This window comes from Methylobacterium sp. 2A, assembly GCF_009806555.1.
Classification (GTDB): domain Bacteria; phylum Pseudomonadota; class Alphaproteobacteria; order Rhizobiales; family Beijerinckiaceae; genus Methylobacterium.
In genome coordinates, this window is the sequence record NZ_VUOK01000062.1 from 176640 (window position 1) to 192365 (window position 15726).

General features: G+C 66.1%; 14 protein-coding genes. 9 read left to right on the top strand and 5 right to left on the bottom strand.

Annotated elements, in window-relative coordinates:
* Window positions 1-4 precede the first annotated feature (4 nt).
* Window positions 5-2599, bottom strand: coding sequence for a penicillin acylase family protein (locus FVE89_RS29265; protein ID WP_161393664.1), 2595 nt, complete (start codon window positions 2597-2599; stop codon window positions 5-7).
* Complete coding sequence (locus FVE89_RS29270; protein ID WP_202131182.1) at window positions 2596-4140, bottom strand: acetolactate synthase large subunit; 1545 nt, start codon at window positions 4138-4140, stop codon at window positions 2596-2598. Before FVE89_RS29270 ends, FVE89_RS29265 begins: the two co-directional genes overlap by 4 nt.
* Window positions 4141-4351: 211 nt before the next feature.
* On the opposite strand from FVE89_RS29270, the gene FVE89_RS29275 reads away from it, so the two are divergent.
* The 4 genes from FVE89_RS29275 (at window position 4352) to FVE89_RS29290 (ending at window position 9210) form a co-directional block, all read left to right on the top strand.
* On the top strand, window positions 4352-5947 hold the full coding sequence (locus tag FVE89_RS29275) for an ABC transporter substrate-binding protein (protein WP_246731228.1): 1596 nt from the start codon (window positions 4352-4354) through the stop codon (window positions 5945-5947).
* Window positions 5948-5951: 4 nt separating this feature from the next.
* Window positions 5952-7349 carry an amidase gene (locus FVE89_RS29280; RefSeq protein ID WP_161393666.1) on the top strand — a complete coding sequence of 466 codons (1398 nt, stop codon included), beginning with the start codon at window positions 5952-5954 and terminating at the stop codon, window positions 7347-7349.
* Between the two features lie 181 nt (window positions 7350-7530).
* Complete coding sequence (locus tag FVE89_RS29285; RefSeq protein ID WP_161393667.1) at window positions 7531-8589, top strand: DUF262 domain-containing protein; 1059 nt, start codon at window positions 7531-7533, stop codon at window positions 8587-8589.
* A 3-nt stretch (window positions 8590-8592) separates the two neighbouring features.
* Complete coding sequence (locus FVE89_RS29290; protein ID WP_161393668.1) at window positions 8593-9210, top strand: MAE_28990/MAE_18760 family HEPN-like nuclease; 618 nt, start codon at window positions 8593-8595, stop codon at window positions 9208-9210.
* Window positions 9211-9371: 161 nt separating this feature from the next.
* Here FVE89_RS29290 and FVE89_RS29295 read toward each other — a convergent pair whose 3' ends face one another.
* Window positions 9372-10076: a sigma-70 family RNA polymerase sigma factor gene (locus FVE89_RS29295; protein ID WP_161393669.1), complete on the bottom strand. Its 705-nt coding sequence runs from the start codon at window positions 10074-10076 to the stop codon at window positions 9372-9374.
* A gap of 204 nt (window positions 10077-10280) precedes the next feature.
* Here FVE89_RS29295 and nthA point away from each other — a divergent pair, with 204 nt between their 5' ends.
* The 4 genes from nthA to FVE89_RS29315 all read left to right on the top strand — a co-directional run bounded on the left by nthA (window position 10281) and on the right by FVE89_RS29315 (window position 13012).
* The gene (gene nthA / locus FVE89_RS29300; RefSeq protein WP_161393670.1) at window positions 10281-10940 is read left to right on the top strand and encodes a nitrile hydratase subunit alpha; all 660 of its coding nucleotides are present in this window, start codon (window positions 10281-10283) and stop codon (window positions 10938-10940) included.
* Entirely contained in the window at window positions 10937-11596 is a 660-nt protein-coding gene (nthB, locus tag FVE89_RS29305) for a nitrile hydratase subunit beta (RefSeq protein ID WP_161393671.1), read from the top strand. The genes nthA and nthB overlap by 4 nt, the downstream gene beginning before the upstream one ends.
* On the top strand, window positions 11593-11916 hold the full coding sequence (locus tag FVE89_RS29310; protein WP_342389954.1) for a nitrile hydratase accessory protein: 324 nt from the start codon (window positions 11593-11595) through the stop codon (window positions 11914-11916). The genes nthB and FVE89_RS29310 overlap by 4 nt, the downstream gene beginning before the upstream one ends.
* A 253-nt stretch (window positions 11917-12169) precedes the next feature.
* The gene (locus FVE89_RS29315; protein ID WP_161393673.1) at window positions 12170-13012 is read left to right on the top strand and encodes a class I SAM-dependent methyltransferase; all 843 of its coding nucleotides are present in this window, start codon (window positions 12170-12172) and stop codon (window positions 13010-13012) included.
* Window positions 13013-13265: 253 nt separating this feature from the next.
* Here FVE89_RS29315 and FVE89_RS29320 read toward each other — a convergent pair whose 3' ends face one another.
* Together FVE89_RS29320 and FVE89_RS29325 are read right to left on the bottom strand one after the other, a co-directional pair.
* Window positions 13266-14150 (bottom strand): MBL fold metallo-hydrolase, encoded by an 885-nt coding sequence (locus tag FVE89_RS29320; RefSeq protein WP_161393674.1) that lies wholly within the window; start codon window positions 14148-14150, stop codon window positions 13266-13268.
* A 55-nt stretch (window positions 14151-14205) separates the two neighbouring features.
* On the bottom strand, window positions 14206-15216 hold the full coding sequence (locus FVE89_RS29325) for an SDR family oxidoreductase (protein WP_202131162.1): 1011 nt from the start codon (window positions 15214-15216) through the stop codon (window positions 14206-14208).
* A gap of 179 nt (window positions 15217-15395) precedes the next feature.
* Here FVE89_RS29325 and FVE89_RS29330 point away from each other — a divergent pair, with 179 nt between their 5' ends.
* Window positions 15396-15656, top strand: a complete 261-nt coding sequence (locus FVE89_RS29330) for a hypothetical protein (protein ID WP_161393675.1) — start codon at window positions 15396-15398, stop codon at window positions 15654-15656.
* Window positions 15657-15726: the final 70 nt, after the last annotated feature.

Consider the following 15726-nt stretch of genomic DNA (forward strand, 5'->3'; position numbering starts at 1 on the left):
CCGGTCAGGCGGGGCTCAAGGTGATGATCGTCTCGGTGGCCGCGTCCACGGCCGCGCGGCCGTAGAGCATCGGCACATGGTCCTGGCGGCCCCAGATCGGGGCCAGGTCGGCGTAGTGCGGGCTGCCCGGGTCTCCGGACTGGCCCGGCACGTTGATGAAGACCGACCGGTCCCAGTCGCCCACGTCCACGATCATGCGGAACGAGGCCCCATGGGTGAGCCGGAACGTGTCGGTCCGGTACTCCGCGTGCATGACCGATGCCGCGGCCCCGCCGACCGGCAGGGGGCCGACATCCCAGGCTTGATCAGGCCTCAGGGCGGTGAGGGGATGGGCGAACCGGGCGTGGTGCAGGCGGCCCCAGGACCAGCCGGCGGGAGGGCGGTTGGAGGCGGTCAATTCCGCATCGCTCCCTCCCCCCTCTGCGGGGGAGGGTGGCCCGCGAAGCGGGTCGGGAGAGGGGAGCGACGGCGCAAGATCCGGCTCAGCCTTCATGAAGGCTTCCGTCCTTTCCGGAAGCTGGGTTTCCCTCTTCCGCCCCTCGCTGACGCGCGGGCCACCCTCCCCCGCAGAGGGGGGAGGGAGAGGGCCTTCTGCCTCCGGTGCAAGCCGTCCCATCGGGTCCGCCCCCAGCCGCTCCAGACAGTCCCGGAACGCGGCTCCGAGGGCGTCCGCCAGAAGCGTATCGCGCGTCGCCGGGTCGAGCCCGCTCTCCAGCCGCTCGATCAGGCTCTGCGTGTCGCCGGGCGGCAGGAGGCGGCGGGTACCGGCATCGGGCACGAGCGCCGCGAGCAGAGCCGGGCGCAGGTGATGCACCCAGCACACCTCGATGAGGGCGGCCGCCGCGGAACCCGAATCCAGCGCACCCTCGAATGGCACCAGCAGGGCCTGGGCCGAGGCGACATCGGGATCCGAGGCCGGCGGCAGGGCCCGGACCAGATCGGCGAGCCGCAGGGCAGGCTCGGAAAAGACGTCGCCCTGGAGCGCGCGTGAATCCTTCAGGCTGTGCCGCGTCTGCCCGCCGAGCACCGCGCGGATGCGCCGGGCACGCCAGGGCTCGGCCCATTCGAACCCGACCTTCCGGGCTTCGGCCGGGAAATCCGGCGGCAGGTTCATCTCGTTGGCGGTGGCGAGCCAGCCCGATTTCGGATCGAGAGTGCGGGGCAGGGATTCGGGATCGTGGAAGCCGGCCCAGTCGTAGCGACCGTCGCCCGGCACCGGCAGGAGCCCGTCATGGGCCGGCCGCACCGGCGCCTTCCCGGCCATGAACCACGCGATCCGCCCCGTGGCGTCGGCGTAGAGCTGGTTCACGGAGGGCGCCGACCAATGGCGCAGGGCCGCGCCGAAGGCCTCCGGGGTGGTGGCGCCGAGATAGGCGAGGCTGCCGAGATAGGCGGCAGCGCCGGGCTCCGACCAGACGGTCCGCAGCGCGAAGGCGCGTCCCGCCGCCTCGCGGATCACCGGCCCGTGCCGCGTGAAGCCGAGCACCACGGTCTCGTCCGGCCCGTCGCGCACCGGGATGTTTTCCACGACGCGTTCGATCGGCTCCCAGCCATCGCCAAACCGGTAGCGATCCGGCTCCGCCGGATCGGTCTCACACACGAAAAGATCCTCCTGATCCATCGGCGCGATGGTCAGGCTGAAGGCGGCGTGACCGTTATGCCCGATCGAGATGCCCGGGAGAGCCGGTTCGCCGGCCCCGATCACGTCGAGGCCCGGTGCCGTGAGATGGACGGCGTAGCGGAGCGACGGCTGCAGGTAGACCCGGTGCGGGTCGCTCGCCAGGATCGGGCGTCCGGTGTCCGTGCGGGAGGGGCCCACCACCCAGTTGTTCGAGCCCTCCGCCGGTTCCTTCGGGACGGCGCGGCCCCCCCGCGTGACGGCGCCATGCGCGTCGACCTTGCTCCAGACCCAGGCCTCGTCGCGGGTCGCCGCCAGCCGTTCGGGCGGAAACCCCACCGTCGCGGTGGCGAGGCGAAAATCGTCGAGGAGATCGTCCGGCCAGTCGGCAGCGTCGAGACCGTCCGGCACCACCGGCTCGTGCGGCGGGCTGATCCGCTTGCGCAGGTCGTCCGCCGCGAGCCCGGCCTCCCGGGATTGTGCTCGGGCCAGAACCCGGGCGCGGGCGACCTCGGAGAGGACGTTGCGCACCAGACCGTGGCTGCGGATGCGCACCACATCCTCCGGCTGCCAGCGGGCCGGGCGCGTGTCGGTCAGGGGGAATTCCGGTGGCAGGAGCGCGGGCTGCGCCTCGGTGAGCGCCACGTAGGCGTTGAGCCCATCCACGAAGGCCGTGACGATGGCCTTCGTATCCTGCGGCCCGTAGGCGGCCCATTCCGCCGCCATCTCGCCCCGGTAGAGGAACAGCCGGGCGGCGCGGTCCTGGGCGAGGTAGCCGGGTCCGAAATCCGCCGCCAGCAGGCCCAGCCCGCGCTTGCGCCAGAGGTCGAGCTGCCAGAGCCGGTCCCGCGCCGCGTTGAAGCCCTGCACCCGGAAGGCATCGAGCTTTGTCCCGGCGCGGATATGCGCCAGCCCCCAGCGGTCGACCCGGATTTCAGCCGGCCCGTCGAGGCCGGGGAGGGGGTACGCGGCCCCGCTCACAGCGCGACTTCGATCAGGTGCGGCCCCGTGTTGGCGAGCGCGTGCTGGAACGCCTCGATGAAGTCCGAGAGGGTCTCGACCCGCCGGCCCTCCACGCCGAACCCCCTGGCGAGGCCCACCCAATCCACCGCCGGATCGTCGAGGCTCAGCATGCCGAGCGCCTTCGGGCCGGGATTGTGGGCGCCGACATTGGTCAGCTCCGCCCGCAGGATCGCGTAGGAGCGGTTCGACCAGACCAGCGTCACCACGTCGAGGCGCTCACGGGCCTGAGTCCAGAGCGCCTGGACGGTGTAGAGCCCGCTGCCGTCCGCCTGAAGGTTGATCACCTTGCGGTCCGGGCAGGCCACGGCCGCGCCGGTCGCCATCGGGATGCCGAGCCCGATCGAGCCGCCGCTGAGCTGGAGCCAGGTATGGGGCGCCGCGTCCCGGGTCAGGGCGAAGAAGTTGCGGCCGGTGGTGATCGACTCGTCGCAGATCACCGCGCCCTCGGGGATCAGGGCGCCCAGCACCTGCCCGATCGTGTCCTGGTCGAGGGGGCCGGAGGTCGGGAGCTTCGGGCGCGGGGCGGCGGCGATGGGCTCGGCGGGCGGGGCGCCGACGGCCTCGGCCAGCCGCTCCAGGGCGTCGATCTGGTCCTCCTCGGGGGTGGCCAGCGTGATGGTGGAGGAGCCCTCCGGCGCCAGCAGGCTCGGCTTGCCGGGATAGGCGAAGAAGCCGACCGGCGGGGTCGCGCCGATCAGGATGATATGGCGAAAATCCTTCAAGGCGGCGATGCCCTGGTCGATCGGGTAGGGCAGGCGCTCGATCGGAACCGTGCCGGCGCCGCGGTCAATCCGGGCATTCGACGTCATCGCCATGAGCTGCGCGCCGGTCTTGCGGGCGATCCGATCGGCGAGGACCCGGCCTTCGTTCCGCACCGCCCGGTCGCCGAGGTGCAGCAGCACCGTCTCCCCGCTCTGCAGGGCCTTCACAGCGGCTGCGATCGCATCGTCGCCGGCCTTCGCCCGCTCGGGGATCGCCGGCACCGGCGCGGGCCCGGTGCCGGGATCCCAGGCGGTGTTGGCGGGCAGGATCAGGGTCGCGACCTGACCGGGCGCGGTGCGGGCGGCCGCGATCGCGGCGGCGCCGTCCGGGCCGATCTCGGCGGCGCTCATCCCGGTGCGCACCCAGGACGACATCGGCCGGGCCAGCCCCTCGATATCGGAGGTCAGCGGCGCGTTGTACTCCCGGTGGTAGGTCGCGTGTTCGCCGACGATGTTGACGACCGGCGTGCGCGCCTTCTTGGCGTTGTGGAGATTGGCCAACCCGTTGGCGAGGCCCGGCCCCAGATGGAGCAGGGTCGAGGCCGGCTTGTCGGCCATGCGGGCGTAGCCGTCCGCTGCGCCGGTCGCCCCGCCCTCGAACAGGAACAGCACGCAGCGCATGCCTTCGACCCGGTCGAGGGCGGCGACGAAATGCATCTCGGAGGTGCCGGGATTGGTGAAGCAGACCTCGACCCCGCCCTCCACGAGGGTCCGGACCAGGCTCTCGGCCCCGTTCATGGCGGCCGGCATCCCATCGCTCACGGGCGTCTCCTCTCGCTGGCGGCCTTCGGCGCCGCCCTGGATTCTGTATTATCGTGACGCCGTGGCGGCCCAGCGCAAGGGGCGGCGGGTGACATCTTCCCTTCGCCGGATGCCGGCATCATGGCCCGATCTGGCGCGGGACTTGCCGGGGGCGAGCCGCACCTTCCACGAGTGGGGTCCAATGAAAATGCGCCGCCTGATTGCCGCCGCCCTGGCCGGTTCCGTCGCCTCGACCGCGCCGGCCAGCGCCGAGAGCGTGCTGCGCATCGCCATGACGGCCTCCGACATCCCGACCACCACGGGGATGCCCAACAACGGCTTCGAGGGGATGCGCTTCCTCGGCTACCCGATCTTCGAGGGGCTGGTGCAGTGGGACCTGAAGAGCACCACCAAACTCGCCGGCATCATCCCGGCGCTGGCCGAGCGCTGGGAGCAGGATCCCAACGACAAGACGATCTGGACCTTCCACCTGCGCCAGGGCGTCAAGTTCCATGACGGCACGCCGTTCAACGCCGACGCGGTGATCTGGAACCTCGACCGCTACTTCAAGAGCGACAGCCCGCAATTCGAACCGCAGGGCGCCGGCATCTCCCGGGCCCGGGCGCCGCTGGTCGGCAGCTACAGGAAGATCGACGACGCGACCGTCCAGATCACCACCACGCAGGTGGCGTCGTACTTCCCCTACATGGTGGTCTATCTGCTGTTCACCTCGCCCGCCTCCTTCGAGAAGGCGGGGCATGACTGGAACAAGGTCGCCATGCTGCCGGCGGCCGGGACCGGGCCGTTCAGGATCACCCGCGTCGCCCCGCGGGAGGCGGTCGATCTCGCCAGGTTCGACGGCTACTGGGACCCGAACCGGATGGCCAAGGTCGACAAGGTCCGGCTGCTGCCGATCCCGGAGGCGAATGCCCGGGTGGCGGCGCTCCGGTCCGGGCAGGTCGACTGGATCGAGGTGCCGGCCCCCGACGCGATCCCGTCCCTGAAGCAGGCGGGCTTCGCCATCACCACGGGCTCGTACCCGCATGTCTGGCCCTACATCTACAACATGGGCGCCAAGGACAGCCCGCTGAAGGACGTGCGCGTCCGGCAGGCGCTGAACTACTGCATCGACCGCGCCGGCATCGTCGAATTGCTGAACGGGACGGCCGAGCCGGCCTCCGGCTGGCTCAACGACAAGGACCCGAATTTCGGGTCCCCGAAGAACCGCTACACGTTCGACGCCGCGAAGGGGAAGGCGCTGCTGGCCGAGGCCGGCTACACCGACGCAAAACCCCTGAAGCTCAAGGTGATGATCTCCTCCTCCGGCTCGGGCCAGATGCTGCCCATGCCGATGAACGAGTACCTTCAGGAGAACCTCAAACAGGCCTGCCACGTCGATCTCAGCTTCAACGTGGTCGAGTGGCAGGTGCTGCTGAACGCCAGCCGCGCGCTGCCGGACGCGCAGAGCCTGCAGGGCTCGCTGGCGCTCAACGTCTCATCGCCCTCCTCGGATGCGGCCGTGATGGCGCGCTACTTCGCGGGCGACCGCTTCCCGCCGGCCGGCTTCAACTTCCCCAACTGGAAGGACGATGCCTTCGACGCCGCCCTCAAGGCGCTCGCCGAGACCACCGACGCGAAGGTGATCGACGCGCAGACCAAGGCCGCGCACGAGCGCCTCGTGGACAACCCGCCCTGGCTGTTCATCGTCCACGACCTCAACCCTCGCGGGATGTCGAAGAAGATCCACGGGTTCGTCTCGCCGCAATCCTGGTTCGTCGATCTCACCCTCGTCAGCGTGCAGTAAGCCGATGCCCGATCTCGATCCCGTCCACGCCTCCGCGGCCGCGCTCGCCCGGGCGATCCAGTCGCGCAGCCTCTCGCCGGTCGATGCGGTCGATGCGCTGCTCGGGCGCATCACGCAGCTGGAGCCGAAGCTGCAGGCCTTCACGGAGATTTTTTCGGCCGATGCGCGCCTCGCGGCCGAGGGCGCGGACAGGGCGATCCGCTCGGGCCACGCGGTGGGGCCGCTCCACGGCGTGCCGGTGGTGCTCAAGGATCTGATCGACCTGGAGGGCCGGATCACCATGGGCGGCTCGGCCGCCCACCGCACAAGGCGGGCCGAGCGGACCGCGACCGTCGCCCGGCGCCTGATCGCGCAAGGGATGATCGTGCTGGGCAAGACCCACACGGTGGAGTTCGCCTATGGCGGCTGGGGCACCAACCAGCATCTCGGCACGCCCTGGAACCCCTGGGACGCGGAGGTTCCGCGCACGCCCGGCGGATCGAGCAGCGGCACCGGCGTCGCGGTCGCGGCCCGGATGGCCCCCTGGGGCATCGGCACCGATACCGGCGGCTCCGTGCGCCTGCCCTCCGCCTTCTGCGGGCTGACGGGGCTCAAGGTGACGGTCGGGCGCGTCTCGACCTGGGGGATCGTGCCGCTCTCGACGACGCTCGACTCGCCCGGTCCGCTCGCCCGCACGGTGGAGGACGCCGCGCTCCTCTACGAGGCGATCTCCGGCCCCGATCCGCTGGATCCGACGACGCGCGGCGTGCAGCCGGAGGCACCCTGGTCCACACTCAACCGCGGCGTGCGCGGCCTGCGCCTCGGCCGGATGCCGGCGATCGAGCGCGAAGGCGTCGCCGCCGACATGCTGGCCGCCTATGACGACGCCCTCGACCGGCTCGCCCGCGCGGGCGCCGAGATCGTGGACGTCGCCCTGCCGTTCCGGTTCAGCGACTGCGTGGCGATGAGCGCGATCACCAACGCCGAAGCCTATTTCGTCAACGGCCCGCTGGCGGAAGACCCGTCTTCGCAGCTGGGCGACGCGGTGCGGGCGCGGATCCTGGCCGGCGCGAAGGTGTCGGCGCAGGCGTATCTGGGCACGTTCCACCGCCGCGCCGCGATGAAGCAGGCCTATGCCGAGGCGATGGCGGGGATCGACGCGCTGCTGACGCCGACCACCGAATCCGCCGCCGTGCCGCTCGCCGCGGTCGACGAGGCGCATCTGCCCTCGCGCTTCACCCGGTTCGGCAACCTGCTCGATCTCTGCGCCCTGGCGCTGCCGGACGGCTTCACCGCCGACGGGCTGCCGCTCTCGCTGCAGATCGTCTGCCGCGGCTACGACGAGGCGACGGCGCTGCGGATCGGTCAGGCCTACCAGCAGGCCACCGACTGGCACCTGCGGCAGCCGCCGGTGGAGGAATAGCAAATGATCAAGGGGTTGAGTTTATAATCCTTAATAAGTTATACCGTGCCAACAGCGCACCCTACGGCGGCCGACGATATGAGGAGAAATCGTCTCAGCTCACAACACGCCCCCTATTAAGTGCGAAGAAGACTTGCTAAAATGCGTTTTGACTATGGCGCCTTTTTAAGGATTGCCGTTAATGGCCGAGCAAGAGGTACTCAGCCGGCAGCTGAGAAGCGACGCCGTAGATTTTTCTTTCGGTGAGATTGTAAATCTTCACAAAGCCAATGAAATAGTAATCGCGCCTGAATACCAGCGTCTCTTTCGCTGGAGCGATGAGCAAAGATCAAGATTAATCGAATCTATTCTCGTTGAGCTGCCGATTCCTCCGATTTTTCTCATTGAGGGAGAAGAAGGAATCCTTGAACTCATTGATGGACTGCAACGAGTAAGTTCTGTAATCCAATTCATTAGCGCGCCTGATATTGAACTTTCTCCGCTCAAGCTGGTGGGATGCGATCTTATACCCCAGCGAAATGGAAAATCGTTTGATGACCTCTCCTTGACTGATCGATTGAGAATAAAGCGGACTGCAGTCCGCGCTATCGTAATTCGCCGCCAAGGTGACGAAAAAATAAAATACGAGCTTTTTAAGCGCCTTAATACAGGCGGCGCGCTGCTGTCCGCGCAAGAAATAAGGAATTGCTCTTCACGCATGATAGCCGGGGGCGAGCGATTTTATAAAACATTGCAAGAGCTTGCCTCTAATGCATCTTTTAGAACTGCGATTGAACGCCTCCCAGAAAGCTCAATCTTTCAAAAAGGAGACGAAGAACTTGTGTTGCGGTTCTTCGCTGTAAAAAATTACCTTCATGGGTATAAAGGCAACGTCGAGGATTGGCTAGACTCTTATATGGAAGAAATATTATTTGAAAGGATCGCTTTTGATACGGCAGCCGAAAGTAAAGTATTTGAACAGGTTTTCAATCTAATTTCGAGCGTATTTGGCAAAGACGCCTTCGCGAGAACGAAGGGCACGGAAGGAACCGGTAGACTAGCGCCCGCATATTTTGAAGCAGCGGTTGGTGGCGTTCTTGCAAATCTTGATGAAATTGCAGGACGCGATCCAGCCCAGCTTCGCGCTAGTTTGTATAATTTGTATGGATCAGAAGAGTTTAGGGAGGTTACTGGTCCAGGCGCCAATACAATCCCAAAACTTAATGGAAGAATTAATTTGGTAAGCGCGGCTTTGGCCTAAGTCATGGGTTTAACACCCCGCGAACTTGAGCGACAAATCGAAGCTGATTTAGATTGGCGCCATGCCGAGCTTGCGATCTTTCGCGAGATGATAACGCCGTCGTCCATAAGCCTGGTTAGACAGCATGCTCTATTTCGAGCAGCATGGGCGATACTATATGCACATTATGAAGGTTTCTGCAAAAACTCACTGCAACTCTTCGCGGACTATCTAACTGGGCTTCCAGACTGTGATAAACTTTCACACTCAATGTTTTTATTTTTGCACGATAAATCTATTCGCGACGCGAAAACCTTACCGCACGCCGCCGCTTACGAGTTTTTTAGAAACACACTGGAAAAGATGAAGCAAAACCCACCTCCGTCGCTTACTGTTGACACTAAAAGCAATCTATGGCCATCGCTCCTTGAGGAGCTGTTGTATTCGTTCGATATCGCCCCCACGTCGGTAATTGAAAGACCGGAAAGTATCAAAACTTTAGTTGCGCGTCGAAACGACATCGCGCACGGCCAGAAAGTTTTCATCAGCGACCTCGCATATTATTTGGAATACGAAAACGCCGTGCGCAACCTTATGTACGCTCTTGCTTTAGCAATAATTGATCGTGTTGGTCATTTATAGTGGACAGCATCTAAATTATTCATTCTTGATCGATTATTGAGCGGATCCCTGCGGCGTCACACGCAGTTACCCTCAACATAAAATCTACGTAAAAGTTGGCGATTTGACGAAATCGCCAACCAAGAGCTAGGCAAACAGCTTTTATATAAAATCTACTTTCGTCACGCCGCCGGGGCCTGTCCGGCCACCACCGTGCCGAGGGTGCCGAGCAGCGAGGACCGGGCCCGGCTCACCCGGCTCTTCACGGTGCCGACCTGGCAGCCGAGCTTGCTCGCCGCCTCCTCGTAGGTGTGGCCCTCGGCGCCGACCAGCAGCAACGCCTGCCGCTGCGCCGCCGGCAGTCCTTCGAGGCGCGCCCACACGACCTTGAGGGTGCTGGCATCCTCCTGATCGGCGAGGCTCGTCATCTGGCCCGCATGCGTCCCGTCGACATCCTCGATCTCGCGCCGGGTCTTGCGCAGCTCCGAGTAGAACTGGTTGCGCAGGATCGTGAACAGCCACGCGGTGAAGTTCGTGCCGGGGCGGAACCGTTCCTGATTGGCCCAGGCCTTCACGAACGTCTCCTGGACGAGATCGTCGGCCCGGTTGACGTCCCCCACGAGCGACAGCGCGAAGGTGCGCAGGGCCGGCAGCGCCTTGATGATGTCGCCGCGGAAGTCGAAGGGGACGGTCTGACCTTGGGCGGCGACGGCAACCTCGAACCGCGCGATCAGGTCGCTCAGCTGCGCCGGCAGCGGCTCCTGTTCCACGATCTGGAAATAGTCGCGGATGGGCAGGGCGAGGTGCTGGCCGATGGCCGTGGCGTAGGTGGGGGCTTTGCGGTCAGCCTCGGCCTCGCTCGACGGATTCGCGGCGTCTTCGATCATGGACGTGTCCTGATCCCTGGTGCTTGTATACTGGAATCTCTCTAACGTCCGTACCGGCATAAATATGAACCGATACCAAACGCTCCCGTCTGTATCGGGGAATAGAGGCAACGTGGCCATAACGGCCGAGGTTAATCCAACCGCGCACGAGGGCTGGCAGCGGCTTGTCCGGCGGTGCAGACTGCGCACCGTGAGGAGAGCGGCATGAGCCACGACCACGCGGATCACGATCACGCGCATCACGGCAGCGACCTCTCGCCGGTCGAAGCCCGGGTGCGGGCGCTCGAGTCGCTGCTGACCGAGAAGGGCTATCTCGACCCGGCAGCCCTCGACGCGCTGGTCGAGCTCTACGAGACCAAGGTCGGACCGCATCTCGGCGCCCGGGTGGTGGCCCGGGCCTGGGTCGACCCCGCGTTCCGCGCGCGGCTGCTGGCCGAGGCCACGCCGGCCATCGCCGAGCTCGGAATCGGGGGCCGGGGCGGCGAGCACATGGTTGTGGTGGAGAACACGCCTCAGACGCACAACCTCGTCGTGTGCACTTTGTGTTCCTGCTATCCCTGGCCGGTGCTCGGCCTGCCGCCCGTCTGGTACAAGGCCCCACCCTACCGGGCCCGGGCGGTGATCGACCCGCGCGGCGTGCTGGCCGAGTTCGGGGTGACGCTGCCGGAGACGACCCGCATCACCGTGTGGGATTCGACCGCCGAGACCCGCTACATGGTGCTTCCGATGCGTCCCGCGGGCACGGAGGGCTTCTCCGAGGAGGCCCTGGCCGCCCTCGTCACGCGCGATTCCATGATCGGCACCGGGCTTCCCCAAGTGCCCACGATGGCGCTTCCGGTCGAACCCGCGGAGAGGCCGGTATGAACGGGGCGCAGGATCTCGGCGGCGCGCACGGCTTCGGCCCGGTGGTGCCGGAGCCGAACGAGCCGGTGTTCCACGCCGCCTGGGAGCGGCGCGTCTTCGCGATGGCGCTCGCCATGGGCTATACCGGCGCCTGGAACCTCGACGGCAGCCGCGCCGCCCGCGAATCGCTGCCGCCGGCCGAGTATCTCGCGTCGAGCTACTACGCGATCTGGCTGAAGGCCCTGGAGAGGCAGCTCGCCGCCACCGGGCTGGCCACACCCGCCGAGATCGCAGCCGGCCGTTCCACGGAACCGGCGGAGCCCGTGGCTCGGATCCTGGCCCGCGACGGCCTGGAGGACCGGTTCCGGGCCGGCTTCCCGAGCAGCCGGGCGGCCGACGCCCCCGCCCGCTTCGCGTTGGGGGATGCAGTCCTGGCGCGCAATTTTCATCCGACCACCCACACACGGCTGCCGCGCTACGTCCGCGGCAAGCGGGGACGGATCGTGCGGGTCGACGGGGTCTTCGTCTTTCCCGATACCAGCGCCTACGGGGCCGGCGAGAACCCGACATGGCTCTACACGGTCGCCTTCCCCGCGCAGGAGTTGTGGGGGGAGAGCGGCGATCCCGGCGGGACCGTCACGGTGGCGGCCTTCGAACCCTATCTGGACCCCGCGTGACCGAACCGTCGCCGAGCCCTTTCGCGGCCCCCTGGGAGGCCCAGGTCTTCGCCATGGTGGTGAGCCTGCGCGAGGCCGGGCTGTTCACGTGGTCGGAATGGGCCGAGCGCCTCGGCCGGGGGATCCGCCCGGCGGAGGCGCCGGAGCGGGCCGCCGATTACGGCGCATGGCTCACGACCCTGGAAGAGATCTTGGCAGAGCGCGGCGTGGCCGGACCCGAGAGCGTCGCGGCGCGCACGAAGGCGTTCCAACGTGCTGCCGAGGCGACGCCGCACGGCGAGCCGATCCGCCTGGAGAACGATCCGCTCTACCGGTCCTGAATCCTTCGATCCAAAAGGGACATCAGCTCGGCGTGTGATTGCCCGACGGGCATTGGCGATGCCAATTTTGATAGTGTCCATCCCGTTATCGATCTTGGCATCCTCAAGCCTTACTGCGCAAGCTCCGGACAAGGCAGCCATTGTATAGTTCCGACCCGGACTCTTTTTTATGAAATATTGAACAGAGTTGGAAAATCGAATGCGCACCAATAGAATACCATGCAGGCTTTGCGGTTCAGATACGACCTATTTCATGAACAAGATAGTTCTCAGCAAGCATTATGTCTCCTACTATCGATGTGAGAATTGCTTGTCATGCCAAACGGAAGAGCCCTACTGGCTTCCGGAGGCCTATAAATCCAGCGCGATCAATCTCGACGTTGGCATGTGCCAACGCACCCTGAACTGCGTGCTACAAACCAGCTTGTTCCTCTCCGAAGTTGCGTTTGGCCACGATGAGTTATGCATCGATTTTGGCGGACATATCGGCCTCTTTACAAGAATGATGCGCGATCGAGGATTCAACTTTATCTCTTACGACAAATTCAGCCAGCCGATATATAGCGGAACGTTCTCGGCGAACGATTTGAGCGAATTGACCAGGTTAAATCCGAGCCTCGTGACGGTCTACGAGGTTCTTGAACACCTTCCCAACCCGGCGGTCGATTTGAATGAAATATTCTCATTATCGAGCAAATACATAATATCAAGCACCGAAATATACGAATCCCAGGGGAAAGACTGGTGGTATTTTGTTCCCGATGGTGGTCAGCACGTGTTCTTTTATTCTCTGAAGGCGTTGGCGCTCGTGGCCGAGAAATATGGATTCGTCCTCAGAAGCTTCGGCTCAACCCATATCTTCATAGCGAAGGCCGAGATCGCCGTCCTGGCGGCGCGCGGCATAAATATTGATGAAGTCATCGGCCGCATCGCAAACCCGAGATATGCGTTGAACAAATCACTTGATCTTCTCGGGTCCCATCAACAACAGCCATGGACGTGGATTCAACGAGATTTTGAAACGGTGTCGGATCTGCTCAAGAAGAGCGCTCCTCGGAGGGCCGGAACAGCGACTGAGACGGGTCCTGTAGCCTGATTGAACTTCCGGATCCGGTCGATCGGTGTGCAGTCGATGGGGATGCCGGTGTTCTTGCAGCCCCTGTCGCAACCGGTTCAGCGCCGATACGGTCCGCCGATCTTGATGCACGCCGGGCAGGCCTGGTGCGGCCTCGGGTTGCCGCGCGGAGGAAACCGCATCAAGCGTTTGAGCCGGCATCACCGTTTCGGGCCGGCTCGCCCTGCTCGGTCAGGATCGGTCGCGGCGGCCAAGCCCGAACGGGTCAGGCGCCTCAGAACCGATTGGCTGGCCCGATCGCGAGCGACCCAAGCGGCACCGGCGCGGCGTGCGACCGGCCGCTCATCAGTTGATCGAGGAGCGCCAGAACCTCCGGCCGCCCGCAATTGCGCGCCGGCTCGAACGGGGTCCAGGTCTGCTCGAAATCGAGGCGCTCGAACACGTCCCGGTAGCGGCGCAACTCGCGCGGCGTGAGCGGCACGCCGCGCACGAAGGCCTTGTGGGCCGAGATCGTGATGGCCCGGCGGAAATCCGCCGGGTCGAGTTCGAACTTCAGCGCATCCCCGCAGAAGCAGATCTTTCGCGATCGATCATAGAGAACCGCGTGGCCGTCGAAATGGCCGGCGGTGCGGTGCAGTTCCAGCCCGGGAAGCGGTTCCAGGAAATCGTCGTAGGGCCAGCTCACCTGCAGCGCCGCGCTCCACGTGAAGTCGGCTGCGGCCAAGCAGAGTTCCGGATCGAACCGGTCCTGAAGCTGCGGCAGCGCCCCATAGGAATGGGGATGCGAGGCCGAGAGCACCGCCATGCCGCCGAGCCGCGCGATCTGGTCGAGGGCGGCCTCGCTGAAGACCGGGCACCCCTCGAAGCCCATGTTCCCGTGCTCGGTCTGGATCAGGTAGGCCGAGGGGCCGATGCCGGAGACCGGCTCGTTCCAGAACCGCCAGACGCCCGGCTCCAGCTCCTGCCAGTGGCACGGGAAGGTGTCCTGCGCCTCCCGGGCGGTGCGGAAGCGCCAGCCGTCCTGCGGTACGACGTGGCGGGCGTCGAGGCAGAGCGGGCAGGCGGCCGGCACCTCGAAATGGCGCTGCCAGAATCCGCAATTGTCGCAGGTATAGGCGGGCAGCTTCAGGGCGCCCGCGAAGGGCAGATAGCCGGGCATTTTTTCGGACCTTCTTCGGGGCGGCTGTAGCAGGCTGTGCGATCGGGCGCAGCCGTCAGGTCCGGTCCGGGAGCCGGCGCGCCGAGCGGGCGGCGTGGATGGTACCGGCGAGCCCGATCAGCGCCAGCCCGGCGAGACCGCCGACCACCAGGTCCCGGGTCCGGCTCGTGACGAACTCAGACCGGCTCGCCTTGGTCCGACCGGAGAACCGGCCGTCGATCCCGACCGGGCCCGGCACCGGCTCGAAAAGGTTCCCCGTCATCTCGGGGATGGTCTCGTCCGAGAGCTGGGCCGGCCACATGGAGGCCGCCTTGCGGTCGGCGAGCGCCGGGGCCAGGGCTTGCGCGGCCGCCATCATCATCGACGAGCGCCCGACCCAGACCTCCCGGCGCGGATGCGCGATGGCGTACACGATCGCCTCGGCGCAGAGCCGCGGGTCGAAGACCGGATCCGGCGCGTATTGCCGGTGCCCGGTCCGGTTGCGCGCCCAGTTGAACTGGGGCGTGTTCACGGCCGGCAGGTAGACCACGCTGAGGCTGACATGCACCCGGTCGTGGAGCAGCTCGCAGCGCAGGGCGTCGGTGAAGCCCGAGACCGCGAACTTTGCCGCGCAGTAGGGCGCCTGCAGCGGTGCGGCCCGGACCGCGAGGCCGGACGAGACCTGGATGATCGCGCCCCGGTTGCGCCGCTTCATGAACCGCAGGGCGGCGAGCGTGCCATAGACCTGGCTCAGATAGGTCGTCTCGGTGACCCGCCGGTACTCGTCCGGGGTGATCCGGTCGGCCGGGTTCACCACGGTCGACATGGCGTTGTTCACCCAGGCGCGGATCGGCCCGAGCTCGGCCTCGACCCGCGCGGCGGCGGCATCCACGGCCTTCGGGTCGGCGACGTCGGCGCTGATCGCCAGCACCGGCTGGCCGTAGGCCGCGAGCGCCCGCTCGGCCGCGGAGAGCCGGTCCGGATCGCGTGCGATCACCGCCACCGACCACCCGCGCTCGGCGAGGGCGTGCGCCGTGGCCAGCCCGATCCCGGCCGTACCGCCGGTCACGACCGCAACCCGAGCCATATCCACCTCACCGTCACCGGACATCCGGACGGCAACCCGGTTCTTGCCGGTCGGTTGCGCCGCCGCATCGGGCCGGAACGTCACGGGGTCTCGATTTCGCGTGCCGCGACGCAACGACCGAGTCCGGCGGCTGTTAACCGCATGTGCCGCGTCATGCCGAACCACCGAAGGTCGAAGTCATGCACTCCGGACGTCACTTTTCCCTGCCGATCGATCCCTGGCCCCAGGCCTCGCTGGCCGAGCGGACGGCGGTCGGGGTGGTCCTGACCCTGCTGCTGCTGCTGCCGGCCTGCGCGGTGGGCGCCACGCTGTTCGTGATCTCGATGGTCGCGACCTACATCGCCTGGTCCTACGAAAGCGGCGTCTGCCTGCGCGAGGTGATCGGCCGGCGCGCCGGAGGCTTCGTCGGGCGCCACCGCCGGATCGTCCGGAAGATTTGAGCGTCGGCTCTGGCCTGGGCGTGATCTGATCGATGGCTCTGGAAAGCTCCCTGATCATCATGATTCCAAA